This is a genomic window from Ramlibacter sp., assembly GCF_028291745.1.
Taxonomy (GTDB): domain Bacteria; phylum Pseudomonadota; class Gammaproteobacteria; order Burkholderiales; family Burkholderiaceae_C; genus Ramlibacter.
This window is the reverse complement of record NZ_JAQGNQ010000056.1, coordinates 220436-243001: the sequence shown is the minus strand read 5'-3', so window position 1 is coordinate 243001 and position 22566 is coordinate 220436. Positions and strand designations below refer to the sequence as shown.

22 protein-coding genes are annotated in these 22566 nt (G+C 71.1%); 14 read left to right on the top strand and 8 right to left on the bottom strand.

Annotated elements, in window-relative coordinates:
• Window positions 1-5 precede the first annotated feature (5 nt).
• From JWP60_RS10240 to JWP60_RS10220, 5 genes are all read left to right on the top strand, one after another.
• Window positions 6-1208 (top strand): HlyD family efflux transporter periplasmic adaptor subunit, encoded by a 1203-nt coding sequence (locus tag JWP60_RS10240; protein ID WP_299790159.1) that lies wholly within the window; start codon window positions 6-8, stop codon window positions 1206-1208.
• A gap of 94 nt (window positions 1209-1302) precedes the next feature.
• Window positions 1303-4002: an ATP-binding cassette domain-containing protein gene (locus JWP60_RS10235; protein ID WP_299790156.1), complete on the top strand. Its 2700-nt coding sequence runs from the start codon at window positions 1303-1305 to the stop codon at window positions 4000-4002.
• Entirely contained in the window at window positions 3999-6155 is a 2157-nt protein-coding gene (locus JWP60_RS10230) for an ABC transporter ATP-binding protein (RefSeq protein ID WP_299790153.1), read from the top strand. Before JWP60_RS10235 ends, JWP60_RS10230 begins: the two co-directional genes overlap by 4 nt.
• On the top strand, window positions 6152-7375 hold the full coding sequence (locus JWP60_RS10225; RefSeq protein WP_299790150.1) for a class I SAM-dependent methyltransferase: 1224 nt from the start codon (window positions 6152-6154) through the stop codon (window positions 7373-7375). The genes JWP60_RS10230 and JWP60_RS10225 overlap by 4 nt, the downstream gene beginning before the upstream one ends.
• A 211-nt stretch (window positions 7376-7586) precedes the next feature.
• The gene (locus tag JWP60_RS10220; protein WP_299790147.1) at window positions 7587-9506 is read left to right on the top strand and encodes a PAS domain-containing sensor histidine kinase; all 1920 of its coding nucleotides are present in this window, start codon (window positions 7587-7589) and stop codon (window positions 9504-9506) included.
• Here the strand turns inward: JWP60_RS10220 and JWP60_RS10215 are convergent.
• Window positions 9498-9908 (bottom strand): response regulator, encoded by a 411-nt coding sequence (locus JWP60_RS10215; RefSeq protein ID WP_299790144.1) that lies wholly within the window; start codon window positions 9906-9908, stop codon window positions 9498-9500. The genes JWP60_RS10220 and JWP60_RS10215 overlap by 9 nt on opposite strands.
• 48 nt (window positions 9909-9956) lie before the next feature.
• Here JWP60_RS10215 and JWP60_RS10210 point away from each other — a divergent pair, with 48 nt between their 5' ends.
• The 4 genes from JWP60_RS10210 to JWP60_RS10195 all read left to right on the top strand — a co-directional run bounded on the left by JWP60_RS10210 (window position 9957) and on the right by JWP60_RS10195 (window position 14309).
• Window positions 9957-10994: a D-cysteine desulfhydrase gene (locus tag JWP60_RS10210; RefSeq protein WP_299790141.1), complete on the top strand. Its 1038-nt coding sequence runs from the start codon at window positions 9957-9959 to the stop codon at window positions 10992-10994.
• A 98-nt stretch (window positions 10995-11092) separates the two neighbouring features.
• A complete protein-coding gene (locus tag JWP60_RS10205) occupies window positions 11093-12475 on the top strand; it encodes a HAMP domain-containing sensor histidine kinase (protein ID WP_299790138.1) in 1383 nt (460 codons plus the stop codon).
• 2 nt (window positions 12476-12477) lie between these two features.
• Window positions 12478-13938 carry a sigma-54 dependent transcriptional regulator gene (locus tag JWP60_RS10200; protein WP_299790135.1) on the top strand — a complete coding sequence of 487 codons (1461 nt, stop codon included), beginning with the start codon at window positions 12478-12480 and terminating at the stop codon, window positions 13936-13938.
• Between the two features lie 170 nt (window positions 13939-14108).
• Window positions 14109-14309, top strand: a complete 201-nt coding sequence (locus JWP60_RS10195; RefSeq protein WP_299790132.1) for a hypothetical protein — start codon at window positions 14109-14111, stop codon at window positions 14307-14309.
• A 95-nt stretch (window positions 14310-14404) separates the two neighbouring features.
• Here JWP60_RS10195 and JWP60_RS10190 read toward each other — a convergent pair whose 3' ends face one another.
• From JWP60_RS10190 to JWP60_RS10180, 3 genes are read right to left on the bottom strand one after another with little or no spacing between them, the layout of a single operon-like run.
• Window positions 14405-15382 carry a tripartite tricarboxylate transporter substrate-binding protein gene (locus JWP60_RS10190; RefSeq protein WP_299790129.1) on the bottom strand — a complete coding sequence of 326 codons (978 nt, stop codon included), beginning with the start codon at window positions 15380-15382 and terminating at the stop codon, window positions 14405-14407.
• 20 nt (window positions 15383-15402) lie between these two features.
• Window positions 15403-16464, bottom strand: coding sequence for an Ldh family oxidoreductase (locus JWP60_RS10185; protein ID WP_299790126.1), 1062 nt, complete (start codon window positions 16462-16464; stop codon window positions 15403-15405).
• Complete coding sequence (locus JWP60_RS10180; protein WP_299790123.1) at window positions 16457-17140, bottom strand: aspartate/glutamate racemase family protein; 684 nt, start codon at window positions 17138-17140, stop codon at window positions 16457-16459. The genes JWP60_RS10185 and JWP60_RS10180 overlap by 8 nt, the downstream gene beginning before the upstream one ends.
• 148 nt (window positions 17141-17288) lie before the next feature.
• Here JWP60_RS10180 and JWP60_RS10175 point away from each other — a divergent pair, with 148 nt between their 5' ends.
• The 4 genes from JWP60_RS10175 to JWP60_RS10160 all read left to right on the top strand — a co-directional run bounded on the left by JWP60_RS10175 (window position 17289) and on the right by JWP60_RS10160 (window position 18225).
• Entirely contained in the window at window positions 17289-17645 is a 357-nt protein-coding gene (locus JWP60_RS10175) for a hypothetical protein (protein ID WP_299790120.1), read from the top strand.
• A 69-nt stretch (window positions 17646-17714) separates the two neighbouring features.
• A complete protein-coding gene (locus JWP60_RS10170; protein WP_299790117.1) occupies window positions 17715-17882 on the top strand; it encodes a hypothetical protein in 168 nt (55 codons plus the stop codon).
• A gap of 20 nt (window positions 17883-17902) precedes the next feature.
• Entirely contained in the window at window positions 17903-18079 is a 177-nt protein-coding gene (locus JWP60_RS10165; RefSeq protein WP_299790114.1) for a hypothetical protein, read from the top strand.
• Complete coding sequence (locus JWP60_RS10160; protein WP_299790111.1) at window positions 18076-18225, top strand: hypothetical protein; 150 nt, start codon at window positions 18076-18078, stop codon at window positions 18223-18225. The genes JWP60_RS10165 and JWP60_RS10160 overlap by 4 nt, the downstream gene beginning before the upstream one ends.
• A 146-nt stretch (window positions 18226-18371) precedes the next feature.
• Here JWP60_RS10160 and JWP60_RS10155 read toward each other — a convergent pair whose 3' ends face one another.
• Window positions 18372-19133 (bottom strand): hypothetical protein, encoded by a 762-nt coding sequence (locus tag JWP60_RS10155; protein WP_299790109.1) that lies wholly within the window; start codon window positions 19131-19133, stop codon window positions 18372-18374.
• Window positions 19134-19234: 101 nt separating this feature from the next.
• On the opposite strand from JWP60_RS10155, the gene JWP60_RS10150 reads away from it, so the two are divergent.
• Entirely contained in the window at window positions 19235-19606 is a 372-nt protein-coding gene (locus tag JWP60_RS10150) for a hypothetical protein (protein WP_299790106.1), read from the top strand.
• A 6-nt stretch (window positions 19607-19612) separates the two neighbouring features.
• On the opposite strand, the gene JWP60_RS10145 is transcribed toward JWP60_RS10150, so the two are convergent.
• The 3 genes from JWP60_RS10145 to JWP60_RS10135 are packed head-to-tail and all read right to left on the bottom strand — an operon-like array spanning window position 19613 to window position 22491.
• Window positions 19613-20512: a DMT family transporter gene (locus tag JWP60_RS10145; protein ID WP_299790103.1), complete on the bottom strand. Its 900-nt coding sequence runs from the start codon at window positions 20510-20512 to the stop codon at window positions 19613-19615.
• 4 nt (window positions 20513-20516) lie between these two features.
• Window positions 20517-21008, bottom strand: coding sequence for a methylated-DNA--[protein]-cysteine S-methyltransferase (locus JWP60_RS10140; RefSeq protein WP_299790100.1), 492 nt, complete (start codon window positions 21006-21008; stop codon window positions 20517-20519).
• 1 nt (window position 21009) lies between these two features.
• Window positions 21010-22491 (bottom strand): DNA-3-methyladenine glycosylase 2 family protein, encoded by a 1482-nt coding sequence (locus JWP60_RS10135; protein WP_299790097.1) that lies wholly within the window; start codon window positions 22489-22491, stop codon window positions 21010-21012.
• Window positions 22492-22566 lie beyond the last annotated feature (75 nt).

Genomic DNA, 22566 nt, shown 5'->3' with positions numbered 1-22566 from the left:
AAGCAATGGCGACCCGTTTCGCGCGAACCACGAGGTCGCTGGCGCACGATGGCGGCCACCGCACGCTGTTCGCCTGGCTCACGGCCGCCGTGCTGCTGACGGCCTGGTTTGTCTGGTTCGTGTTCGGACGGGTGACGCTCTACGAGGTGTCGCGCCACGCGCGTCTTGAAGTGCAGCAGTCCGCGCATCCGGTGGCCGCCCTGGTCCCGAGCAAGATCACGGTCAACACGCTGGTGCTGGGGCAGGAGGTGCATGCCGGCGACCGGCTGATCGAACTCGATGCCGCTCCCGAGAAACTGCGCCTCGCCGAGGAGGCGACGCACCTGCGCGCCATCGTGCCGCGCATCGCCTCGCTGAAAAAGGAGATCGCGTCCCTGGAGCAGGCCGCCGGGCGCGATCGCGCCGCGGCCGTGGCCGCCAACGAGGCCGCGCAGTTCCGCACCCGCGAGGCCGTCGCGGCCGTGGAGTTCGCGCGCGACAACGAGCACCGCCTGCGCGAGGAAAGCGCGGTCGGCGGGGTCGCGCAGATCGAGGCGGCGCGCGCCCACACCGAGGCCTTGAAGCTGGGCGCCTCGCAGGAAGCGCTGGCCGCCGAATCGCGCCGGCTGGCCACCGAAGCGCAGGCGCGTGCCTACCAGCAGGAGGCGCAGGTGGAAAGCCTGCGCCGCTCGGTGCTCTCGCTGGAGGGCGAGGTGGCGGCGAGCGAAGCCACCAGCGAGCGGCTGAAGCAGGAGATCGATCGCCACACCGTGCGCGCGCCGATCGACGGCACGGTCGCCGACGTCGCGGCGCTGCACACCGGCGCCTACGTGGCGCAGGGCGAGCGGCTGGCGACGGTGGTGCCGCATGGCAGCCTGATCATCGTCGCGGACTTCGCTCCGGCAGCGGTGCTCGGGCGGATCCGCCCGGGCCAGAGCGCGCGGCTGCGGCTCGATGGTTTCCCGTGGGCGCAGTACGGCAGCATCGAGGCGACCGTCACCCGCGTTGCCGGGGAAGTGCACGACGGCCTGGTGCGCGTGGAGTTCGCGCCGGCGGTGTCCGCGCCGTCCCGGCTTGCGCTGCAGCACGGACTGCCCGGCACGATCGAAGTCGGCATCGAGCAGGTCACGCCGGCGCAACTGGTGTTGCGCGCGGCCGGCCGCTTCGATGCCTCGGCACCTGCTGCGCCGCAGCCGGCCAGCGGGCCGGGCGAAGTGGCGGCGAAATGAGCGCCGCACGCCGGCCCGAAGGCGCTCGTCCCCTCCGCTTGCCCAGGGGCGAGGCGCGCGCCGTGAAGCCGACAAGCCTGGGCGAGGTTGCCCGATGAGCACGCTCGCTGCCGGCCTCGCCCGCCGCTGGCTGGTGCCGGAGGTCGTGCAGACCTCCGCCATGGATTGCGGGCCGGCTTCGCTGAAATCCCTGCTCGAAGGCTTCCGCGTCCCGGTCAGCTACGGCCGGCTGCGCGAGGCCTGCCAGACCGACGTCGACGGCACCTCCATCGACAGCGTCGAGATGTTGGCCAACCAGCTCGGGGTGGCGGCGGAACAGGTCCTGATTCCGATCGACCACCTGTTCGTCGATTCGGCCTCGGCGCTGCCCGCGGTCGTGGTGGTGCGCCACTCCGACGGCGCCACGCACTTCGTGGTGGTGTGGCGGCGCGTGGGCGGCTGGGTGCAGGTGATGGACCCGGCGATCGGCCGCCGCTGGTTGCGCAGCGGGCGCTTTCTCGAGGAAGTGTTCCGGCACGAGACCACCGTCCCCGCGAGCGAGTGGCGCGAGTGGGCCGTGTCGCCCGACTTCCTGCGGCCCCTGGCCGAGCGCATGGCGCGCCTGGGCGCAACGCCCGCCGACACGCAGGCGCTGGTTGACGAAGCGCTGGCCGACGAAACCTGGTTCGGCCTCGCCGCGCTCGATGCCGCCGTGCGCTTCATCGCCTCGGTGATGGATGCCGACGGCCTGCGCAAGGGGCCGGAGGCGTTGCGCGTCACGCATTCGGTGTTTCGCGACACGCATCGCAGCACTGACGACATCTTCCATATCGTTCCGCCGCGCTACTGGTCGGCCTGGGCCGACCGGCTCGACGACCAGGGCGAGCTGCAATTGACCATGAGCGGCGCGGTGCTGGTGCGCCTCTCCGGCCGCACGGCCACGGCGCCGGCTGCAGGACCGGACGCCGTGCGCGCGCCCGAGATGAAGGCGGCGCTGCTGGAAAGGCCGCAGCATCCGCTGGCGCTGATCCGCCAGCTGCTGCAGGGGGAAAGCCGCCTGAGCCTCGCCGCGCTGGCGGGGGCGATGGCCGTGGGGGCCGGTGCGGTGCTGATCGAGGCGCTGATGTTCCGCGGCCTGTTCGACCTTGCGGGCTCGCTGACCGTCGCCACGCAGCGGCTGCTGGCCTTCCTCGCGGTGCTCGGATTTTGCGCCGTGCTGCTGGTGATCGAGCTGGCCATCGCTTCCGAGGTGATGCGCCTGGGTCGCCAACTGGAGGCCCGGCTGCGCATCGCGTTGCTGGAGAAGCTGCCGCAATTGACCGACCGCTACTTCCACAGCCGCCCCGTGTCCGACATGGCGGAGCGCAGCCACAGCCTGCAGACGATGCGCCTGTTGCCGGGGCTGACGCTGCACCTGCTGCAGGCGCTGTGCGACATCGCGTTCACGCTGGCCGGCATTGCCCTGATCGATCGCGCCAGCGTCGGCCCGGCGCTGCTGATCGTGCTGGCGGCGATCGTCATCCCGCTCGCGCTGCAGCCGCTGCTGAACGAGAGCGACCTGCGCGTGCGCAACCACTCGAGCGCGCTGCACGTGTTCTATCTCGACGCCTTGCTCGGGCTGGTGCCGATCCGCTCGCATGCGGCCGAACCGGCGGTGCGCCGGCGCCACGAAGGCCTGCTGGTGGAATGGGCGCGCTCGGCCCGCGGCCAGTTGATGCTTTCAGTCGGAACGACCGCGGTGCAGGCACTGGCCTGCGTGGCCATGGGCGCCTGGCTGATCGCGCAGCACTTCGCGCATTCCGCCACGGTGAGCGGCGCCGACCTGCTGCTGGTGTACTGGACGCTCAAGCTGCCGGCGCTCGGCCATTCGCTGGCCTCGCTCGCGCAGCAATACCCCGCGCAGCGCAACGTGCTGGCCCGCCTGATGGAGCCGCTGTCGGCGCCGGCCGAAGCGGCGCTTGCGCACGCTGCCCCAGAGACCGGGCAGGGTCCCCACGGCGGCGTCGAAGTGCAGGTGGAACAGGGCAGAGTCGTGGTCGCCGGCCATACCATCCTGGAAGACCTGGACGTGATCATCCGCCCCGGCGAGCACGTGGCGGTGGTCGGCTCCTCGGGCGCCGGCAAGTCGACGCTGCTGGGGCTGCTGCTCGGATGGAACCGGCTGGCCGACGGCACGTTGCGGCTCGATGGCGCGCGTGCGGCGGCGGCCGATGTCGAACGCCTGCGCCGCCACACCGCGTGGGTCGATCCCGCCATCCAGCTGTGGAACAAGCCGCTGCTCGACAACCTGCTCTATGCCACGTCGGACACGCGGGGCCTGGAGCAGATCGGGCCGGTGCTCGATGCGGCGCGGCTGCGCGGCATCCTGCAGAAGCTGCCCGAAGGGCTGCAGACGTACCTGGGCGAAGGCGGCGCGGTGCTGTCCGGCGGCGAAGGCCAGCGCGTGCGGCTCGCGCGCGCCTTCCTGCAGGAAGACGTGCGACTGGCCCTGCTGGACGAGCCGTTCCGTGGCCTCGACCGCGGCCAGCGCCACGAGCTGCTGGCCGGGGCGCGCAAGTGGTGGAGCGATGCGACCCTGCTGTGCGTGACGCACGATGTCGGCGAGACGCTGTCCTTCCCGCGCGTGCTGGTGGTCGAGGGCGGCCGCATCGTCGAGGACGGCCGGCCCGCGGACCTGGCCGCCACGTCCTCTCGCTACAGCGAGATGCTGGCGGCGGAAAGCGACGTGCAAGCGCGCCTGTGGCGGGATCCGCAGTGGCGCCGCGTGCACGTGGACGGAGGCACCGTGCGCGCTGCCGCAGGAGCGGGCACGTGAAGGCCCCGTCGCTGCAGCCGTACCAGGACGAAGGCATCGCGCCCTTGCTCTGGCCGGTGGAGCGCCTGGGCGAGGCGCTGGAAGAACTGGCCCGGCGCGCGCGCCTGCGCCTGGTCGCCGGCGACAGTCCGCCCATGCCGGCCAGCCTGGCGGCCGACGGCCTGCAGGAGCAGGGCCGGTGGATCGAGTGGGCGGCGCAGCGCCTGGGCCTGGAGGCCGAGGCACTGGACGCCGTGGCGCCGGAACTCGAGCCGTTGCTGCGCGGCGCGGCACCGGCGTTGCTGCGCGTCGAGCACGGGGAGCAGGTGGGTTTCCTCCTGCTGCTGAAGTCCGCGGGCCGGCAGGTGCGGCTGGTCGGTCCCGACCTGCTGGTGCACAGGCGCGATCTTGCCCACCTGCGCGCCGCGTTGTGCGCGCCCTATGAAGCACCGTTCGCCGACGAAGTCGATGCCTTGCTGGCCGCCGCCGAAGTGCCGCCGCAGCGGCTGGCCGCCGTGCGTTCGGCGCTGCTGCGCGATCGCCTGAGCGCGCAGCAGGTGGCCAGTTGCTGGCTGCTGCGGCTGTCGCCGGCACGCGGCTTCTGGGATCAGCTGGCGCAGGAAGGCTTGCGCCAGCGCATCGTGCCCATCGTCCTCGTGTTCGGCGGCGCATACGGGCTGGAGATTTTTTCCTGGAGCCTGATCGGCGAGAGCACGCTGCATGGCCGGGTCGACCGCGGCTGGCTCACCGCCTGGATCCTGCTGGTGCTGTCGCTCGTGCCCTTGCAGATGTTGGGCAACTGGCTCGATGCGCGGTTTGCGCTGGACGCCGGCCGCATCTTGAAGTCCCGGCTGCTGGCCGGCGCGCTGCGCAGCGACGTGGAGACCGTGCGGCGCCAGGGCGCGGGCGAGTTGCTGGGGCGCGTGCTCGAATCGCAGGCGCTCGAATCGCTGGCCTTGAACGGCGGCTTCGGCGTGCTGGTGGGCCTGCTGGAACTGCTGTTCGCCGGCAGCATCCTGGCTGCTGGCGCCGGCGGTGGCTTGCACGTGCTGCTGCTCGCGGGTTGGACGCTGCTCTCGCTCGCCCTCAGCTGGCGCTACCTGCGGCGCCTGCGCACGTGGACGCTCGAGCGGCTGCGCATGACGCACGACCTGGTCGAGCGCATGGTGGGCCACCGCACGCGCCTGGCGCAGGAGCAGGCGCAGCGGCGTGACCACGACGAAGACCGCGAACTCGGTGGCTACCTGCACACCTCGCGCACCATGGACCGCTCGCTCGTGCCGATCCTGGGCGGCTTGCCGCGCGGCTGGATGCTGGTGGCGCTGGCGGGCATCGCGCCTGCCTTCGTCACGGGCCGGGCCACTTCGATCGACGTGGCCGTCGCACTCGGCGGCATGCTGCTGGCAGGCCGCGCGCTCACCAGCATCTCGGAGGGCGTGGGGGCGGTGGCGCGGGCCTCGATCGCGTGGAAGCAGGTGTCCGGCTTCTTCCGTGGCGGCGAGCAGTCGGTCGCCACGCGCCAGCCTTTCCTGCCCACCGACGCGACATCGCACGACGAAGCTGCGGGTGCGCTGATCGACGCGCGCGACCTGAGCTTTCGCTACACCGCGTCGGGCCGGCCGGTGCTGGACAGCGTCGACCTGGCGATCCGCCGCGGCGACCGCATCCTGCTCGAAGGCGGCTCGGGCGGCGGCAAGTCGACCCTCGCATCGCTGCTCACGGGCCTGCGGCAGCCGGCCAGCGGCTCCCTGCTGCTCAATGGCCTGGACCGGCAGACGCTCGGCGACAACTGGCACAAGCTGGCGGCGGAGGCACCGCAGTTCCACGAGAACCACATCCTCAGCGGCACCCTTGGCTTCAACCTGCTGATGGGACGCAACTGGCCGGCCTCGAGCGAGGACCTGCAGGAGGCGCGCACGCTCTGCGAGGAACTCGGTCTCGGCGAATTGCTGGAGCGCATGCCCTCGGGGCTGGCGCAGACGGTGGGCGAGACCGGCTGGCAGCTCTCGCACGGCGAACGCAGCCGCATCTTCCTGGCCCGCGCGCTGCTGCAGAAAGCGCAGCTCACCGTGCTGGACGAAAGCTTCGCCGCCCTCGATCCCGACACCCTCGGCAAGTGCCTGCGCACCGCCTTCGACCGCGCTCCGACCCTCATGGTCATCGCCCACCCATGACCGCACGTCCTGCCTTCCTCGCTGGCCTCGAGACCGAGCGCCTGCGCGCCTCCCCCAATTTCGTGCTGGCCTTCAGCCAGGACGGCCGGCCGTACGTGGCGCAGGAGACCGAGCCCTATATCCAGTTCTGGCTGACGCAGCGCTATCGCATCCTGCTGTCGCTGTTCTCGGCGCAGCGTGGCGCCACCGGCGCGGAAGCCGTCGAGGCCTACTTCCGCCTGGCCGCGCTGCCGCCGCAGGACGCCGAGCGCAAGCGCCTGCTGAAGGCCATTGCGGACATGCGCGAATGCGGCGTGCTGATCGGCACCCGCGACGACGTCTCGCGCTACGACGCGAAGATGGCGCAGGACTACCTGCGCCACCGGCCCTTCCCGCGCGAGCTGGCCGACTTCCTGATCGCGCAGGCGCCGGTGCGCGCGGACACCCGCGTGCTCGATCTCGCCGGCGGCCCGGGCAGCCTGGCACTGGAACTGGCGCGCGTCTCCGAAGACGTGACGCTGATGGAGCTGTCGCGCGGCTTCGTCAATGCGGCGCGCGCCCGTGCCAGCCGCCTGGGCAAGCAACTCACCACCGTGCACGAGTCGTGCAACCGCCTGATGTACAGCGGCGACGAGTACGACGTGATCACCATCTCGCAGGCGCTGCACTGGCTGGACGACGTGCTGGTGTGCCGCGGCATCGTTCGCGTGCTGCGTGCCGGCGGCAGCTTCTTCGTGATCCAGGCCACGATGGACATGGCGGACCGGCATCCGCTCGCGCCCGTGCTTGGCAGCCAGTCGATCCTGGGCGCCAAGGACCCGCGGCCCTTCGCGCAGCAAGTGCAGTCGCTGCTGCGGCGCCTGACGCTGCTGCTGGAGGCGATGCATGCGCCCGACGTGCAGCGACACGACCCGACGCAGCGCAGCACCGGCTCGGACGGCGCGGCCCTGCCAGCGGTGGTGCCCGCCGGCGTGTCCTTCTTCCGCCAGCAGCGACCCTTCGACCTGGGCTATGCGCGCGCCTTCCTCACGCCGCGGCACATCGAGGGCTCGGGGATGGCGCCGCAGGCCTTCTGGGACATGCTGGAGACGCGCTGCGCGCAGGCCGGCGCGCAGGACTTCCTGGCCCACATGGACTGGGCGGTCCTGGAGTTTCGCCGCGGTGGCGCACCGGCGGAACTGCCGGCCGATCTCGCGACGCTGCCGGTGCGCAAGCTCGCCTGGGAGCCGCCCGCCGATTGAGCGGCGCCACTCGCGCCGCTCCCGATGCCTTCGTGCCATGAAGGCTCGGCAGCGCGCCAGCGGGCAGCGTTGTAGGACTGCGCCGCAGGCACGCACATGCGGCGCACAAATGCTGCGCAGGCCGGGCGGCGCGGGTTCTAATAGCGGGTGATCACTCGCGCACCGCGCGGCGTGCAGGGCCGCCGCGTCCAAGCCAGCAGAAAGAACCCCTGTGGACGAACCATCGAAACCTGCGCCCTCGCCGCCTGACGAAGAGGCCGAGCGGCTGCGGCTGTTCATCGGCTCGGTCACCGACTATGCGATCTACATGCTGGCGCCCGATGGCACGGTGGCGAGCTGGAACGCGGGAGCGCAGCGCTTCAAGGGCTACACCGCCGACGAGATCGTCGGCCAGCACTTCTCGCGCTTCTACAGCGCGGAGGACCGCGCCGCCGGCGTGCCGGAGGGCGCCTTGCGCACCGCCCGCGAGCAGGGCAAGTTCGAGGCGGAGGGCTGGCGCATGCGCAAGGACGGCACGCGCTTCTGGGCCAGCGTGGTGATCGACCCGATCCGCAACGAGCAGGGCAAGCTGGTCGGCTTTGCCAAGATCACGCGCGACATCAGCGACAAGCGCGCCACCCAGGAGGCGCTGCGCGAAAGCGAGGAGCGCTTCCGGCTGCTGGTGCAGGGCGTCACCGACTACGCGATCTACATGCTCTCGCCCGCCGGCCTCATCACCAACTGGAACGCGGGCGCGCGGCGCATCAAGGGCTTCGAGCACGACGACGTGGTCGGCACCCACTTCTCGCGCTTCTACACCGAGGACGATCGTGCCAACGGCCTGCCGATGCGGGCGCTCGACGAAGCCGGCAGCAAGGGGCGCTTCGAGGCCGAGGGCTGGCGCGTGCGCAAGGACGGCACGCGCTTCTGGGCGCACGTGGTGATCGACGCGATCCGCAACGAGGCGGGCGTGCTGGTCGGCTTCGCCAAGATCACGCGCGACATCACCGAGCGCAGGGAGGCCGCGCTGGCGCTGGAGCAGGCGCGCGAGGCGCTGTTCCGGTCGCAGAAGATGGAGGCCATCGGCAAGCTCACGGGCGGCGTCGCGCACGACTTCAACAACCTGCTCAATGTGGTGACCAACGGCCTGTCGATCCTGCGTGCCCGCACGCGCGAGCCGGCCGACCTGCGCATGATCGACGCCATGGAGCAGGCCGCCGGCCGCGGCGCGCTGCTGACGCAGCAGCTCCTGAGCTTTGCCCGCCAGCAGACCCTGAACCCGGAGGCGCGCGACCTGAACCGGGTGATCGCCTCGTTCGAGGCCGTGCTGCGCCGCGGCAGCCGCGCCGGAATCCAGTTCCAGGTGCAGCTGGCCGAGGCCCTGCCGCAGGTGATGATCGACGCGGCGAAGTTCGAGACGGCGCTGCTCAACCTGGTGGTGAACGCCCGCGACGCGACGCCCGATGGCGGCACGATCGCCATCGCCACCGGCCGGGTCGACCTGCAGGCCGGCGAGGTGGGTGAGCTGGGGGCGGGCAGCTACGTGGCGATTTCGGTGCAGGACAGCGGCGCCGGCATGTCGGCGGACGTGGCCGCGCGCGCGATCGAACCCTTCTTCACGACCAAGGAAGTCGGCAAGGGCACCGGCCTCGGCTTGAGCCAGGTGTACGGCATGGTGAGGCAGTCGGGCGGTGACCTGTCGATCCGCTCGCGCCAGGGGCAGGGCACCACGATCACGATGTACTTTCCGGCGCTCTCGGGTCATTCCGAGTCGTCCCGCCACGAGGGCGACAGCGCCGACAAGGTCCTGATCGTCGACGACCAGCCCGACGTGCTGGAGGTGACCTGCGAGTTGTTCCGCTCGCTCGGTTTCGAGGTGGTGGCCGCCAACTCGGGAGAAGACGCCATCGACGTGCTCAAGCGCACGCCGGGCATCCACCTGATGCTCAGCGACGTGGTCATGCCGGGCATGAACGGCGTGCAGCTTGGCCGCAAGGCGCAGGAGCTGGTGCCGGGCCTCAAGGTGATCCTCGCTTCGGGCTTTGCCAACCCGGCGGTCGCCGCCAAGGAGGACAGCCTGCAAGGCTTCGAATTCCTGCCCAAGCCCTATCGGGTGGGCGACGTGGTCAAGCGGCTGCGCACCCTAGGCTGAGTCGCCGAGGCGGCGGCGCAGCGCCTCGTTGTCGCTGCGCAAGGCCCGCAGTTCCGCGATCTGCGCGAGCTTGTGCAGCAGCTCCACGGAGCGCACCGGCTTGACCAGGTAGTCGCAGGCACCGGCCTGCAGCGCATCGACCGCGGTCTCGACGGCGCTGAAGGCCGTCATCATCGCGAAGCTGGCGTCGCAGCCCGCCGCGCGCGCCTGCCGCAGCACGTCGATGCCGCTCATGTCCGGCATGCTCAGGTCGCACAGCGCCAGCTCGATGCCGCCCTGCGCCAGGCGTGCGAGCGCCTCGTGGCCACCCGCGGCAAGCTCCACTTCGTGGCCGGCGCGCCGCAGGGGCGCGGCGATCACCTGGCGGATGGCCGGCTCGTCGTCGATCACCAGGATGCGCATGCGCGGCAGTGTAGCCGGGCCGCCGCGGCCTTCGACTACCATCCCGCCATGGATCTCTCCCGCTTCCCCCGCCGCCGCTACACCGGCTTTGCCACGCCGCTCGAATTCCTGCCGAACTTCAGCCGGGCGCTGGCCGCCGGCTGCCCGGGTGGCCAGGGCCCCAGGATCTGGATCAAGCGGGACGACATGCTGGGCCTGTTCCCCGGCGGCAACAAGACGCGCAAGCTCGAATTCCTGGTGGCCGACGCGCTGGCGCAGGGCGCCGACACGCTGGTCACCTGCGGCGCGCCGCAGTCCAACCATTGCCGCATCACGCTGGCGGCGGCGGTGAAGGAAGGCCTGAAGTGCCGCTTCGTGATCGAGGAGCGCGTGCCGAACAGCTATCGCGAAGATGCCAGCGGCAACCACTTCATGTTCCGGCTGCTCGGCGTGGAGGCGATCACCGTCGTCCCCGGCGGCAGCAACATGGCCGCCGAGATGCAGAAGGTGGCCGATGCGGTCGCGCGCGCCGGCCGCAAGGCCTACATCATTCCCGGCGGCGGCTCCAATGCGCTCGGTGGCCTGGGCTACGTGGCGTGCGCGCAGGAACTGCAGCAGCAGCTGTTCGAGCAGGGCGTCACGCTGGACCGCCTCGTGGTCGGCTCGGGCAGTTCGGGCACGCACGGGGGCCTGGTCGCCGGCTTCCTGGGCAACAACATCCGCATCCCGATCGTCGGCATCGGCGTCAGCCGCGATCCGGCGGACCAGGCGCCGCTGGTGCTGAAGGAAGCGCAGGCCACCCTCGACCTCCTGGGCGTGGACCTGAAGGTGAAACCCGAGCACGTGACCTGCGTCGGCGGCTACTGGCAACCCAAGTACTCGGTGCCGAACGCGCGCATGGCCGAAGCCGTGCAGATGCTGGCGCGCACCGAGGGCATCCCGCTCGACCCGGTGTACACCGGCAAGATCATGGCGGGCCTGATCGGCCTGGCGCGCACGGGCGAACTGCGGGCCGGCGAGAACGTGCTGTTCCTGCACACGGGCGGCCTGCCTTCGCTGCACGCGTACGAGGCCGACGTGTTGGGCGGGACCGAACTGCCGGCCTGAGCGTTTTCCCTCTCCACGACCTTTGGGGGGTATGAAGGGCGGCGACGCTCCTGCACAATCTCCCGCAGAGGAGCGGAACACATCCGCATTGGGGACGCATGGACGCCACGGTTTCAGCCCTGCCGGCAACCGGAAACTTCAGCCTGCGCCGACGCTTTGCGGTCACGAGCCTGCTCGTGATCGTGGGGATCGCGCTGGGGCTGGGCTGGCTGCTGTCCGAAATGCTTACCGACCGCATGCTGCGGCGCGAAGGCGAGGTGAGCATGGAGTTCATCCGCAACCTGCTGCTGACCGACAGCTCCGCCGGCTTCCTGCAGCACCCGGAGAGCCCCGTACTGCGCCAGCGCTTTCTCACGTCGATGGAGCACGTGTCCTCCATGACCGAGCCCGTGCGCGCCAACGCCTTCGGCGGCGACGGCCGCGTGATCTGGTCCACCGACGACGGGCTGGTCGGCCGGCGCGACGAGGACAACGACGAACTGCAGGATGCGCTCAAGGGCGAGCTCGTCGTGCACAGCGGCACCGTTGGCAGCCTGAACGACAAGCAGGAGCACCAGGGCCTCTCGCGCCAGACGCACTACTACGTGGAGAGCTACATCCCGGTGCTGGCGCCCGGCACGCGGCAGGTGATCGGCGTCATCGAGCTGTACAAGGTGCCGGTGCAGCTCAGTGCCGCGATCCGCGACGCCGTGCTGCAACTCTGGGTAGCCTGTGCCGGCTCGGCGGCGGTGCTGTTCCTCGCCCTCAACGGGGTGGTCGGCCGGGCCGATCGCGTGATGCGCGAGCAGCAGACCAGGCTGGCCGAATCGCAGGCGCTGGCCAGCGCGGTGGAACTCGCGGGCGCGGTCGCCCACAACCTGCGCAATCCGCTCGCCTCGATCCGCAGCGCCGCCGAAATGCTGGACGGCGCCACCCATTCGCCGGCCGAACAGGCCGAACACCGCGACGACATCATCGCCTCGGTCGACCGCGCCAACCGCTGGATCACCGAACTGGTCCGCGTCTCCAACGCGGCGCAACTGCCGCTCGACCCGGTGAAGCCCACGCCGCTGTGGCGCGACTGCCTGGACGAACTGAAATCCGAAATGAAGCGGCAGCACGTCCTCTGCCAGTTGCAGGAGGGCGATGCGCCCGCGGTGCGCGCCCACCCCGACATGCTGCGACAGATCCTCCTGAGCGTGCTGGCCAACGCGATCGAGGCCATGCCGCGCGGCGGGCCGCTGGCCATCGGCTGGCGCACCGAGGGCGAGGAGCTGCAGATGACGGTGGACGACGGCGGCGTCGGCATCAGCGATGACGCGCGGCACGCGCTGTTCCGCCCTTTTTTCAGCACCAAGAGCGGTGGCCTGGGCGTGGGCCTGGCGCTGGCGCGGCGCACGCTCTTGCAATGGGAAGGCGCGATCGACCTCAGCGCGCGCACCGGCGGCGGCAGCCGCGTCACGCTGACGCTGCCGCTGGCCGGCGCCCAGGGAGTGCATTGATCATGGCGCAGCTGCTGGTGATCGAAGACGAGCTCGTGCTGGCGAAGAACATCGCCCGCTTCTTCGAGCGCCAGGGCCACACGGTGGGCCTCGCGCATGACGGCCAGGCCGGCCTCGAGAAGGCGCGCGAGTTGCTGCCCGACGTGGTGATCGTCGACTTCCAGCTGCCCCATCTCAACGGCCTGGAGGTGATCCGGGAACTGCGGCGGCTCGACGACGAAGTGCGCATCATCATGATCACCGGGCACGGCACCATCAACCTGGCGGTCGAGGCGATGAAGGCCGGCTCGATGGACCTGCTCACCAAGCCGCTGTCGCTGGCCACGCTCGACGAGGTCGTGCAGCGCGCCGTCAAGGACCGCGCCGGCAAGACCGTGCTGCGCTACTACCAGCAGCGGGACAACCAGCACGCGAGCGTCAATGCGCTGGTGGGCGACTGCCCGCAGATGCGCGCGCTGCGCGAGATGATCCTGGCCGTCGCCCAGTCCGAGCCCAACGACCTGTCGCCGGTGGCGCCGGTGCTGGTGCAAGGCGAGACCGGCACCGGCAAGGAACTGGTGGCGCGCGCCTGTCACCTGGCCGGCCCGCGCGCGAGCGGCCCCTTCATCGAGGTGAACTGCGCCGCGCTCCCCGCCACGCTGATGGAGGACGAGCTGTTCGGGCACGAGAAGGGCGCCTTCACCGATGCGCGCGCGCGCAAGGTGGGCCTCATCGAGGCGGCCGACGGCGGCACGCTGTTCCTCGACGAGATCGGCGAACTCGAGCTGGCGCTGCAGGCCAAGCTGCTGCGCGTGCTGGAGAACTTCCGGGTGCGGCCGATCGGCTCGGTCGCCGATCGCCGCGTGAACGTGCGCATCGTCGCGGCCACCAACCGCGACCTCGCGCGCGAGGCGCAGGCGGGTCGCTTCCGCAGCGACCTGGTGTATCGCCTCTCCGTGTTCCAGATCCGCATCCCGCCGCTGCGCGAGCGCGCCGACGACGTGATGCTGCTGGCCAACGAATTCCTGCAGCGCCTGGCCACCCGCTACGGCCGCCCGGCCCTGCGCCTGCAGCCGTCGGCGCAGCTGGCCTTGCGCAACTATCCCTGGCCGGGCAACGTGCGCGAATTGCGCAACTGCCTGGAGCGCGCCGTGCTGATGCAGCGCGGCCCCGACCTCGACCCCGAGGACCTCGCCCTGCCCGCGCGCGATGCGCTGATGCCGCTGCAGGTTCGCCACGCTGCATCGGCGATCATGCATCTTGGAGCCGCCGCCATCTCCGGCTTCGGCGCGCTCTCCGGGCCCGTGCCGCTGGGGGGCAGCGGCGTCGCGCCGCTCGACGCGGTCGAGCGGCAGCACCTGCTGCAGGCGCTGGAAACGCACGGCTGGAACGTCAGCCTGGCCGCCCGGGCGCTGCAGGTCACGCGCGACACGATGCGCTATCGCATGGCCAAGCACGGCTTGCATCGGCAGGCGGAGCGTTGAACGTGAGCGGGCGATAACACCCAGCGGCGGGGGTGTCGCTGGGGGACAGCACCCGCGCTGCTGCGCTTGCGCCCCGTAAAACCGCCGCTTGTCTTCGCCTGGTAGCCGGCTGTCGCTGGCTCGGCCGTGGCACGCAAGCTGCAGACTCAGCGGTCGTTGGAGGAGCACTCTTGATCGACCTGCATTTCACCTTTGCCTATGTGGCCGCAGCCCTGGCGACCGCCGCCCTCGTCTGCGACGAATCCGCCGGGCCCGTTCTGGCCGCTGGCGAACATCCCGGCCAGCCGGACCAGCCCGAATGGGTGCGCCGGCCCGTGGATCGCGCGAACCGGCACGACGAGCGCCCGATGGCGTTCAGAGTTCAGCGTTGAGCGTTGGGCGTTGGGCGTTCGGCGTCGGGGGCTTACGTCCAACGCCCAACGCCCGACGCCCAACGCCCAACGCCCAACGCCCAACGCCCGACGCATCACTCCGACGTGATGTTGTTCTGCTTGATCAGCGTCCCGTACTTCGCATACTGCGCCCGCGTGAGCGTGCCCAGTTCCTCGGGCGTGGTGCCGCGCGGCGTGAGGCCCTGCGCATTGAGCTTCTCGCGCACCTCGGGATCGGCCAGCGCCTTCTGCACTTCGGCGGCGAGCCGGTGCACGATCGCGCTGGGCGTGCCGGCGGGCGCCATCATCGCGAACCAGGAATTGAACTCGAAGCCTGGCATGCCGGATTCGCTCACCGTCGGTACCTCGGGGAACTGCGGCAGGCGCCTGGCCGTGGTCACGCCCACCAGCCGCAGCTTGCCGCCCTTGACCAGCGAATTGACGGTGGCGATGCCCTGGAAGGCGGCGTCCACTTCCTTGCCCGCCACGCCCAGCGCCGCCTGCGTCGCGCCCTTGTACGGCACGTGCTTCATGTTCAGTCCGGCCTGCGAGGCGAACAGCGCCATCGCGATGTGCTGCGGGCTGCCGTTGCCGCCCGAGCCGTAGTTGATGACGCCGGGCGCCTTCCTGGCCGCGGCGATCAGGTCGGCGGCCGTCTTTAGCGGCGCATCGGCCGGCACCACCAGGCCCCATTCGACCGTGGCCACCAGCGAGATCGGCTCGAAGTCCTTGAGGATGTCCCAGGGCATCTTCGCGTTCAGGTGCGGCACCATCGTCATGATGCTGTCGTTGAAGCCGCCAATGGTGTAGCCGTCGGGCGCGGCCTTGGCGACCGCGCCGGCGCCGATCAGGCCGGCGGCGCCGGGCTGGTTCTCGATCACGATCGCCTGGCCGAGATTGCGACCCATCTTCTCGGTGACCACGCGCGCGGCGGCGTCGACCGCGCTGCCGGCGGCCAGCGGCACGATCATGCGGATTGGTTTGGTGGGCCAGTTGCCGGTCTGCGCCTGCACGGCCGATGTGGCGCAGAGCGCTGCAAGCAGCGGAAGGACGAAGCGGCGGGTCATGCGCATGGGGTCTCCTGGATTTTTGTTCAAATGTCCTGCAGCAGCGGCATGCCGATGTCGCGGGCAAAGGCGTCGAGCTGCGCGCGCAGCGCGGGCGGCAGCGCCAGGCCCTCGCGCTCGTTCACGATTCGCCTGGCGTGGCTCTGCTCGCCGGGCATCCAGATGCGGTCCACGCCCGGCATGCGCTCGCTGGCGCGCAGTTCGCGCACCAGCTTGTCGACGCGCGCCTTGAAGGCGTCGAGCTCGCCGAAGGCATCGGGGTCGATCGCCACGATCGCCTGGCCGGTGTTGGTGACGGTCACGTCGTCGTGGTTGAAGTCGATCGTTTCGCTGCCCATCGCGGCGCCATTGAGCGTGCCGGCCAGCAGGCCGACGATCATCGCCAGGCCATAGCCCTTGTAGCCGCCTATGGGCATCAGGAAGCCTTCCTCGGCGCGCTTGGGGTCGGTCAGCGGCTCGCCCTGGCGGTCGATCATCCAGCCGACCGGCATCTGCTCGCCGCGCTGCGCCTTGGCCTTGACCTTGCCGTAAGCGGCGACGGTGGTTGCCATGTCCAGCACCACCGGCGGCTCCTCGCCCGCGGGCACGGCCACCGCGATCGGATTGGTGGACAGCAGCATGTCCAGGCCGCCCCAGGGCGGCAGGTGGTTGGCATTGCCGACCGCGAAGTACATGCCAACCATGTCGTGGTCCAGGCACATGCGCGCATAGAGCGAGGCCGGCCCCGCATGATTGGACAGGCGCGCGCCGACCCAGGCGACGCCGCACTGGCGCGCCTTGGCCACGGCCAGTTCCGCGGCCTGCTTCATCACCAGGTGGCCCATGCCGTTGTCGCCGTCGATCAGCGCCATGGCGGCCTTTTCCTTGACGACCCGGATCTTCGGCCTGAGGTTGATGCCGCCGGCGCGGATGCGGCGCGCATAGGGGACGAGGCGGATCACGCCGTGGCCGTCCGAGCCCTGCATCTCGGCTTCGGTCATCAGCTGCGCCACCACGCCGGCGTCCTGTGCGGGCAGGCCCAGTCGTTCGAGGGCGGCGGTCAGGAAGCGGCAGACCTGCGGTGCCGGAATTCGTTGTTGTTCAGACATCCCGCATTGTTTGCATGAGGGCGCACACGGCGCAATCGGGACTGCTCAGGACCGGGCAGGGCAATTGCGCCTGGGCCTCGGGGGCGGCCGCGGCCATCGAAAACTGCGCCAGCATCACGGCATCGCAGTCGGCGAGCGCCACGGCGGCCTGCGCGATCTTGCGGTGGTGGTCGGCCGCGCGGCCGGCGGCGAGGTCGTCCATCGCCTCGGGCACGAAGACGCTGCGCAGGTCGAGGGCGACGGCGCGGGCGGCGGCGAGCTGTTGCAGTTCGTCGGCCATGGAGGGGATCGACGCCTGGAAGGTGGCCAGCAGACCGAGCTTGAGCGGGCGTCCCGGCTTCGCCAGGGCCAGGGCATCGTCGAACATCGCCTGATTGGGTTTGAGCGTGGGCAGGCCGGTGGCGCGCGCGGCGACCTCGATGGCCGGGCCGAAGGCGGAACACGTGAACAGGATGCCCGCGGCGCCGGTGCCCTGCGCATAACGGGCCAGGGCGACGAAGCGCTGCACCATGGCGTCGGTCAGCCGGCCCGCCTCGGCGCGGTCGACCGAGAGCGAGTCGTCGAGCAGGTTCATGCGGGTGGCCTGCGGCCACAGGCGTTCGAACGCGGAGCGGATCGGTTCGACCGCGAGGGGGGTGGCGTGGATCAGCGCGATGCGCGGTGCGGCTGCGGTCATGCGCGATGCTAACGCCACGGGCCATGCTGGTGCTGAGCCACGGGAAGCCGGCACTGGCGCTGCCTCGGCAGCCTCCGGCCCGCGCACCTGCCCTCGTCAGGGGCCTCGTCCTACAGCGCCTTCCCGATCGACTGCCTAGCATCCTTGCATGAGCACGAGGAACGGCCCGCACGCGCGGGCCAATGCAATGGACGATCACCGGAGCGTCTCCCGCTCCGGGAGCAGCACACAACGCTACAGCCGCGCCGAATACGCGAAGGTGCTGGCGCTGCAGGAAGAGGTGTCGCGCGCCGACGCCGATTACCAGCGCCTGCGCAACGCCTACATGGGGGTCGCCGAGAGCGAACCCACGCACGAAGTCGCCCTGGCGATGATCGGCGCCGACATGGACCGCGCGCATGCGCGCCTGCAGGCCCTGATCGGCCTGCCGCGACTGCCTTTCACGCACGAACCCAGCTCCGTGATGCGGCGCGACGCGCAACGCCGCGCCGACGGCCAGCACTGAGCGCTGGCGCCGGCTGCCCGGCGCTGAGTTGCGGGACCATGCGCCCATCAGGAGCCCTTGCGGACCGCCATGCATCCACCGTCCCCGCCCACGCATCCCGTCGAGCCCGACAGTCATCCCGGCGAGGCCGATGCTCCCTCGCCCAATCCGTCGCAGCTGCCGGTCGAGCCCGAGTTCGGGCAGGCGCTGCCTTTGGCGGAGCCCGAGGACCCTGGCGTGAGCAAGCCGCAGATTTGAGTGATCCAAGGAGTCCCCGCATGCCCTACATCCCTACCCCTCGCGGCATCACGCCGCCCGCCCCCGGCCTTGACCGGGAGGAGCCGGCCTTCGTGCCCGAGGAGGACATTCCCGACAACGACCGGCGCGCCGCTGGCCGCGCGGAACGCACCGGCTCACGCGACGAGCGCCCGGCGCGCAGTCCCGAACGCGAATGAACTGGCACGCGCCGCCGCCGGCGCCGCCCGCACCGGTCGACGCTCCGAAACCGGCCAACCCGGAGCCGACGTCCGCGCCGATCGATCCGGAAAAGGGGACGGTGCACGATCCCGGTGAGGGCAAGTCGGAGCATCCGCGGCAGTAACAGTCGAGAGCGGACAGCCGGAAGCGGACAGCCGGACGCAGAAGGCGCAAAAGTTTCGCAGAAGGCGCAAAAGGACTTCCTTTGAGGGGGGTGCTTTTGCGAGCTTTGGCGGGGCTTTGCGGCTTTGCGTCCGGCTGTTGGGCGTCCTATGAAGGCTCGCCCAGCAGGGCTTGCGCGTCGTCGTCGCTGCCGCCGATTGGCGTGGCTTTCGCCAGCGCCATCCATACGCCGAAGGGCAAGCTCGCGCGGGCGGGGCGCACGGCGGGGCGGGCGACCGTCAAGCGGCCATCGAGCGCCAGCAGCACGCCGCATTCCGCCGGCACTTCCTCGGGCTGCGCGATCGGGCGGCCGCGCGCGTCGGTGCCCAGCACGTACCAGCATTCCCCGAGATCGCGATAGGCCCCGCGCTTGGCTTCCTGCCGCAGGTCCGCCTGCAGGTCGGCGCGTCGCACCTTGATTTCATGCACGACGGGCTCGACGTAGCTCTCCACCGAGGTGTGCCGGATCGAGAAGACGTCGGGCCGGGCGATGCACCAGCGGTGCGGCTTCGCCGGGTCGCCGGTCGGTACCTGCGCGCGCAGGCTCAGGCCGGTCCAGGCGAGGCGGCCGGCGCGCGCCATTTCCCGCGCGACCCGTTCGACCAGCGCTTCATGCGCGGACAGGGCGGCGCGATTGCGCGCGAGCACGGTCGCGAGCCACTGCACGCCGGCGTCGGTGACCCGCAGCGTCTCGTGGCCAAGCGGCGACCGCAAGCGCTCCAGCAGGCCGGCCGCGAGCAGGTCGATCTCCAGCGGGTCCTGGCATGGCCAGCCCGCGGAGCGGTAGATGTCGCGCAACCGGCGCGCGTGCGCCCGTGTGAGCTCCGGGCTGGCGGCATCGGCAACAGGGGCAGGGCTGGCGGCTGGCATGGCGAAGGCGCCAGTGTACGGTCGCACGGTAGGCACACTCCCACGCACCCACGCGCGCTCGGCTTATCGCTCCGCCTGAGTGGGTGCACACAATGTGCCGCATGGTCGAGAAATGCATGCAGTCTTCGCGCTTCGGCGCGGCCCACCCCGCCCTGGTCGGCGGCCCGATGACGTCCGTGCTTTACGGCATCACCGCGATCCGGCTGGAGGGCAACCAGGTGACCGAGGTGATGATGGGCATGGTCGACCCCAGCCTGGAGTACTGGGACCTGCGCCCCGCGCCCACGCGCCTGGTGGAAGTGGTCGACCGGCTGGTCGAAGGCGACACCATCGTCGCGCTGTTCCCCACCGAATGCGGCACCCTGCGCATGGGCCCCGAGGTGAAAGTGCAGGTGCTGCCCGAGGGCATCGAGACGCTCGCGCCGGAGGAGGACAGACCCGGGCAGCGGCTGACCGATCTGCCCCGGTTCTAGCCGTGGTCAGGAGTCGGCGACCCGCAGCGCCGGCAGCTTGAGCAGCCCGGTCGCCAGCGCGGTGCCGCAGACGATCACGGCGCCGCATCCCAGCATCCAGGGCGTCACCCGTTCTCCCAGGAACAGCCCGCCGTAGAGGATGGCGAACGCCGGCACGACGAAGGTCACGGCCACCGCGCGCGCAGGGCCGGCCTGATCGATCAGCCGGAAGTACAGGATGTAGGCGACACCCGTGCACAGCACGCCCACCACGCCCAATGCCAGCCAGGCACGCGCGCCCGGCGCCTGGGCGGGCCAGAAGCACGCGGCCGGCACGGCGAGTGCCACCGAGGCCGCCAGCTGGCTGCCCGTGGCGGTCACCAGCGGCGGCACGCCGGCGAGATAACGCTTGGCGGCGCTGGCCGCGAAGCCGTAGCAGACCGTCGCCAGCAGGCAGGCCAGCACGGCCCACGCGGGCGCGACGCCGGAGGCGCCCGCCTGGAAGCTGGCCTTGTCCCAGGCCAGCATGGCGACGCCAGCGAAGCCGAGCACCAGGCCGGCGATGCGCGACGCGGTCAGCCGTTCCTTCAGCCAGCCCCAGGCGATCACCGCGCCGAACAGGGGCAGCGTCGCATTCAGGATGGCCGACAGGCCGGTCGTGATTGCCAGCAGCGCGAACGAGTACAGCAGGAAGGGCAGCGCCGAATTCAGCACGCCCACCAGCGTGAGCGCCGGCCAGTGGCGGCGCAACAGGCGGCCCTGGCCGCGCGCCAGCAGCAGCGGCAGCAGGAAAGCGGTGGCCACCGTCACGCGCATGGCGGCCGTCGCCACGAAGCCGAACTCCACCACGCCCAGGCGCATGAACAGGAAGGACGCGCCCCAGATCGCCGCCAGCGTGACGAAGTCGATGATAGCTGCGGGGGTCATCGCGCTATCCGGCCAGGACGCCTTCGAGCCGCAGTAGCGCCGTCTTGCGCTCCAGCCCGCCGGCATAGCCGGTGAGCGCGCCGCCGGTGCCGAGCACGCGGTGGCACGGGACGACGATGCTCACGGGGTTGCGGCCCACCGCCGCACCGATGGCGCGCGCCGCCTGCGGGCGCCCCAGCTGCCGCGCGATCTGGGCGTAGCTGGTGGTGCCGCCGCGCGGGATCGCCTGCAGCGCCGTCCACACGCTTTGCTGGAAGGGGGTGCCGAAGCGCAGGTCCAGGGGCAGCTCGAAGGAGGTCCGCTCGCCGGCGTAGTAGGCGGTGAGTTGCGCGATCGCTTCGCGCAGCACCGGATGCCCGGGGTCCTGGCGCCAGCCGCTCGCGTCCGGGCCATGGCGCTGGCCGACGAACCACACGCCGGCCAGGCCGAAGTCGGTGGCCGCCAGCAGCATCGTGCCCAGCGGGCTCTCGTAAAGGGTGCACACGCGTTCGGTCATTTCATGCTCCTTGCGACAGCGCGCTCCAGGCGCGCACCACGGCATAGCTGCGCCACGGCTTCCAGGCTTGCGAGGCGGCTTCCGCCTCGCGCGCGGGTTGCTTGCTTTGCTGCACGCCCAGCGCCTTGTGCAGGGCGACATCGCCGGCCGGAAAGGCATCGGGCCAGCGCAGTGCCCGCATCGCGATGTATTGCGCCGTCCAGTCGCCGATGCCGGGCAGTTCCTTCAGTGCCGCCACCGTGGCGGGCACGTCGGCTCCCGGGTGCAAGGCGATGCGGCCTTCGGCCACGGCGCGCGCAATCGCGACGATGGCCCCCTGCCGCTGCCGCACGATGCCCAGCTGGCCGAGCGCGTCGCCTTCCGCCGTGGCCAGCACGGCCGGCTCCGGGAAGGCGAAGCGCAGTGCCGGATCCGGCGTCGCCATGGCCGTGCCGAAGCGATGCACCAGCCGCTGCGCCAGCGTACGGGCGGCCGCCACCGTGATCTGCTGTCCCAATACGGCGCGCACCGCGAGTTCGTAGCCGCTCAATGCGCCCGGCACCCGCAAGCCATCGCCCAGCGGAAAACTGCCGTGCAGGCGGGCATTGATCGCATGCGGATCCGCATCGAGATCGAGGGCCGCGCGCACGCGCCGGATCACCAGCGGCAGCACGCCGTACAGCGTGTCGCTCACGGAGAGCAGCACCTGGCAGCGCTCCTCGTCGAAGGCCACGCGGATCCAGCCCTCCCAGCGGCGACCGCCCGCATCCAGCGCCAGCGTGCGCGCGAGCTGCGTGTCGGTCACGGCTTCGAGACCCTCGATCGCCCGCGTGCGGAAGAAGCCCAGCATCGCGGCCACGTCGTACGGTGGCCGATAGCCCAGCCGCACCGCGCACGCGGCTTCGCCCTGCGCTCCCTCGCGCCGCAGCGCCGAGGGGCTGAGGCCGTAATGCGCCGTGAACGCGGCATTGAAGCGCCGCACGCTGCCGAAGCCGCTGACCAGCGCCACCTGCGTGACCGGCAGCGGCGTGTCGGCCAGCAGTTGCTTGGCGTTGAGCAGGCGGCGTGTCTGCAGGTACTGCAGGGGCGATACGCCCAGCTGCGCCTCGAAGATGCGGCGCAGGTGACGGTCGCTCACGCCCAGCCGCCGGGCCAGCGCCGCGACCGAGGGCGCTTCGTCGCTCCAGGCCTCCGGTTCGTCGAGCAGGCGAGCTGCCTGCTGGGCCAGCGTGGCGCTCGCATCCTGCACCGACCAGCGCAGCGACTGCGGTGCCAGCTCGGGGCGGCAGCGCAGGCACGGCCGGAAGCCCGCGCTCTCCGCCTGCGCCGCCAGCGTGAAGAAGCGGCAGTTCTCCGGCCGCGGTGTGCGCACGCGGCAGACCGGCCGGCAGTAGATGCCGGTGCTGGTCACGCCGGTGAAGAAGCTGCCGTCGAAGCGCGCGTCGCGGGTCTGCAGCGCCAGGTAGCAGGCGTCGGGGGCAAGCGGCAGGTCGGCGGGAGACATGCGGTCGATGATACGCAGCGCCCCGCGCAGGACTAGCCGGATCCGGACATGTTCCTCGCGGGGTGCCGCCTAGAA

Coding starts and splice junctions, on each gene's coding strand:
- JWP60_RS10170 (WP_299790117.1), top strand. CDS start 17,715: ATGCATCCACCGTCCCCGCCCACGCATCCCGTCGAGCCCGACAGTCAT.
- JWP60_RS10225 (WP_299790150.1), top strand. CDS start 6,152: ATGACCGCACGTCCTGCCTTCCTCGCTGGCCTCGAGACCGAGCGCCTG.
- JWP60_RS10155 (WP_299790109.1), bottom strand. CDS start 19,133: ATGCCAGCCGCCAGCCCTGCCCCTGTTGCCGATGCCGCCAGCCCGGAG.
- JWP60_RS10145 (WP_299790103.1), bottom strand. CDS start 20,512: ATGACCCCCGCAGCTATCATCGACTTCGTCACGCTGGCGGCGATCTGG.
- JWP60_RS10215 (WP_299790144.1), bottom strand. CDS start 9,908: ATGCGCATCCTGGTGATCGACGACGAGCCGGCCATCCGCCAGGTGATC.
- JWP60_RS10135 (WP_299790097.1), bottom strand. CDS start 22,491: ATGTCTCCCGCCGACCTGCCGCTTGCCCCCGACGCCTGCTACCTGGCG.
- JWP60_RS10200 (WP_299790135.1), top strand. CDS start 12,478: ATGGCGCAGCTGCTGGTGATCGAAGACGAGCTCGTGCTGGCGAAGAAC.
- JWP60_RS10210 (WP_299790141.1), top strand. CDS start 9,957: ATGGATCTCTCCCGCTTCCCCCGCCGCCGCTACACCGGCTTTGCCACG.
- JWP60_RS10190 (WP_299790129.1), bottom strand. CDS start 15,382: ATGCGCATGACCCGCCGCTTCGTCCTTCCGCTGCTTGCAGCGCTCTGC.
- JWP60_RS10205 (WP_299790138.1), top strand. CDS start 11,093: ATGGACGCCACGGTTTCAGCCCTGCCGGCAACCGGAAACTTCAGCCTG.
- JWP60_RS10240 (WP_299790159.1), top strand. CDS start 6: ATGGCGACCCGTTTCGCGCGAACCACGAGGTCGCTGGCGCACGATGGC.
- JWP60_RS10180 (WP_299790123.1), bottom strand. CDS start 17,140: ATGACCGCAGCCGCACCGCGCATCGCGCTGATCCACGCCACCCCCCTC.
- JWP60_RS10160 (WP_299790111.1), top strand. CDS start 18,076: ATGAACTGGCACGCGCCGCCGCCGGCGCCGCCCGCACCGGTCGACGCT.
- JWP60_RS10165 (WP_299790114.1), top strand. CDS start 17,903: ATGCCCTACATCCCTACCCCTCGCGGCATCACGCCGCCCGCCCCCGGC.
- JWP60_RS10235 (WP_299790156.1), top strand. CDS start 1,303: ATGAGCACGCTCGCTGCCGGCCTCGCCCGCCGCTGGCTGGTGCCGGAG.
- JWP60_RS10175 (WP_299790120.1), top strand. CDS start 17,289: ATGAGCACGAGGAACGGCCCGCACGCGCGGGCCAATGCAATGGACGAT.
- JWP60_RS10140 (WP_299790100.1), bottom strand. CDS start 21,008: ATGACCGAACGCGTGTGCACCCTTTACGAGAGCCCGCTGGGCACGATG.
- JWP60_RS10150 (WP_299790106.1), top strand. CDS start 19,235: ATGGTCGAGAAATGCATGCAGTCTTCGCGCTTCGGCGCGGCCCACCCC.
- JWP60_RS10185 (WP_299790126.1), bottom strand. CDS start 16,464: ATGTCTGAACAACAACGAATTCCGGCACCGCAGGTCTGCCGCTTCCTG.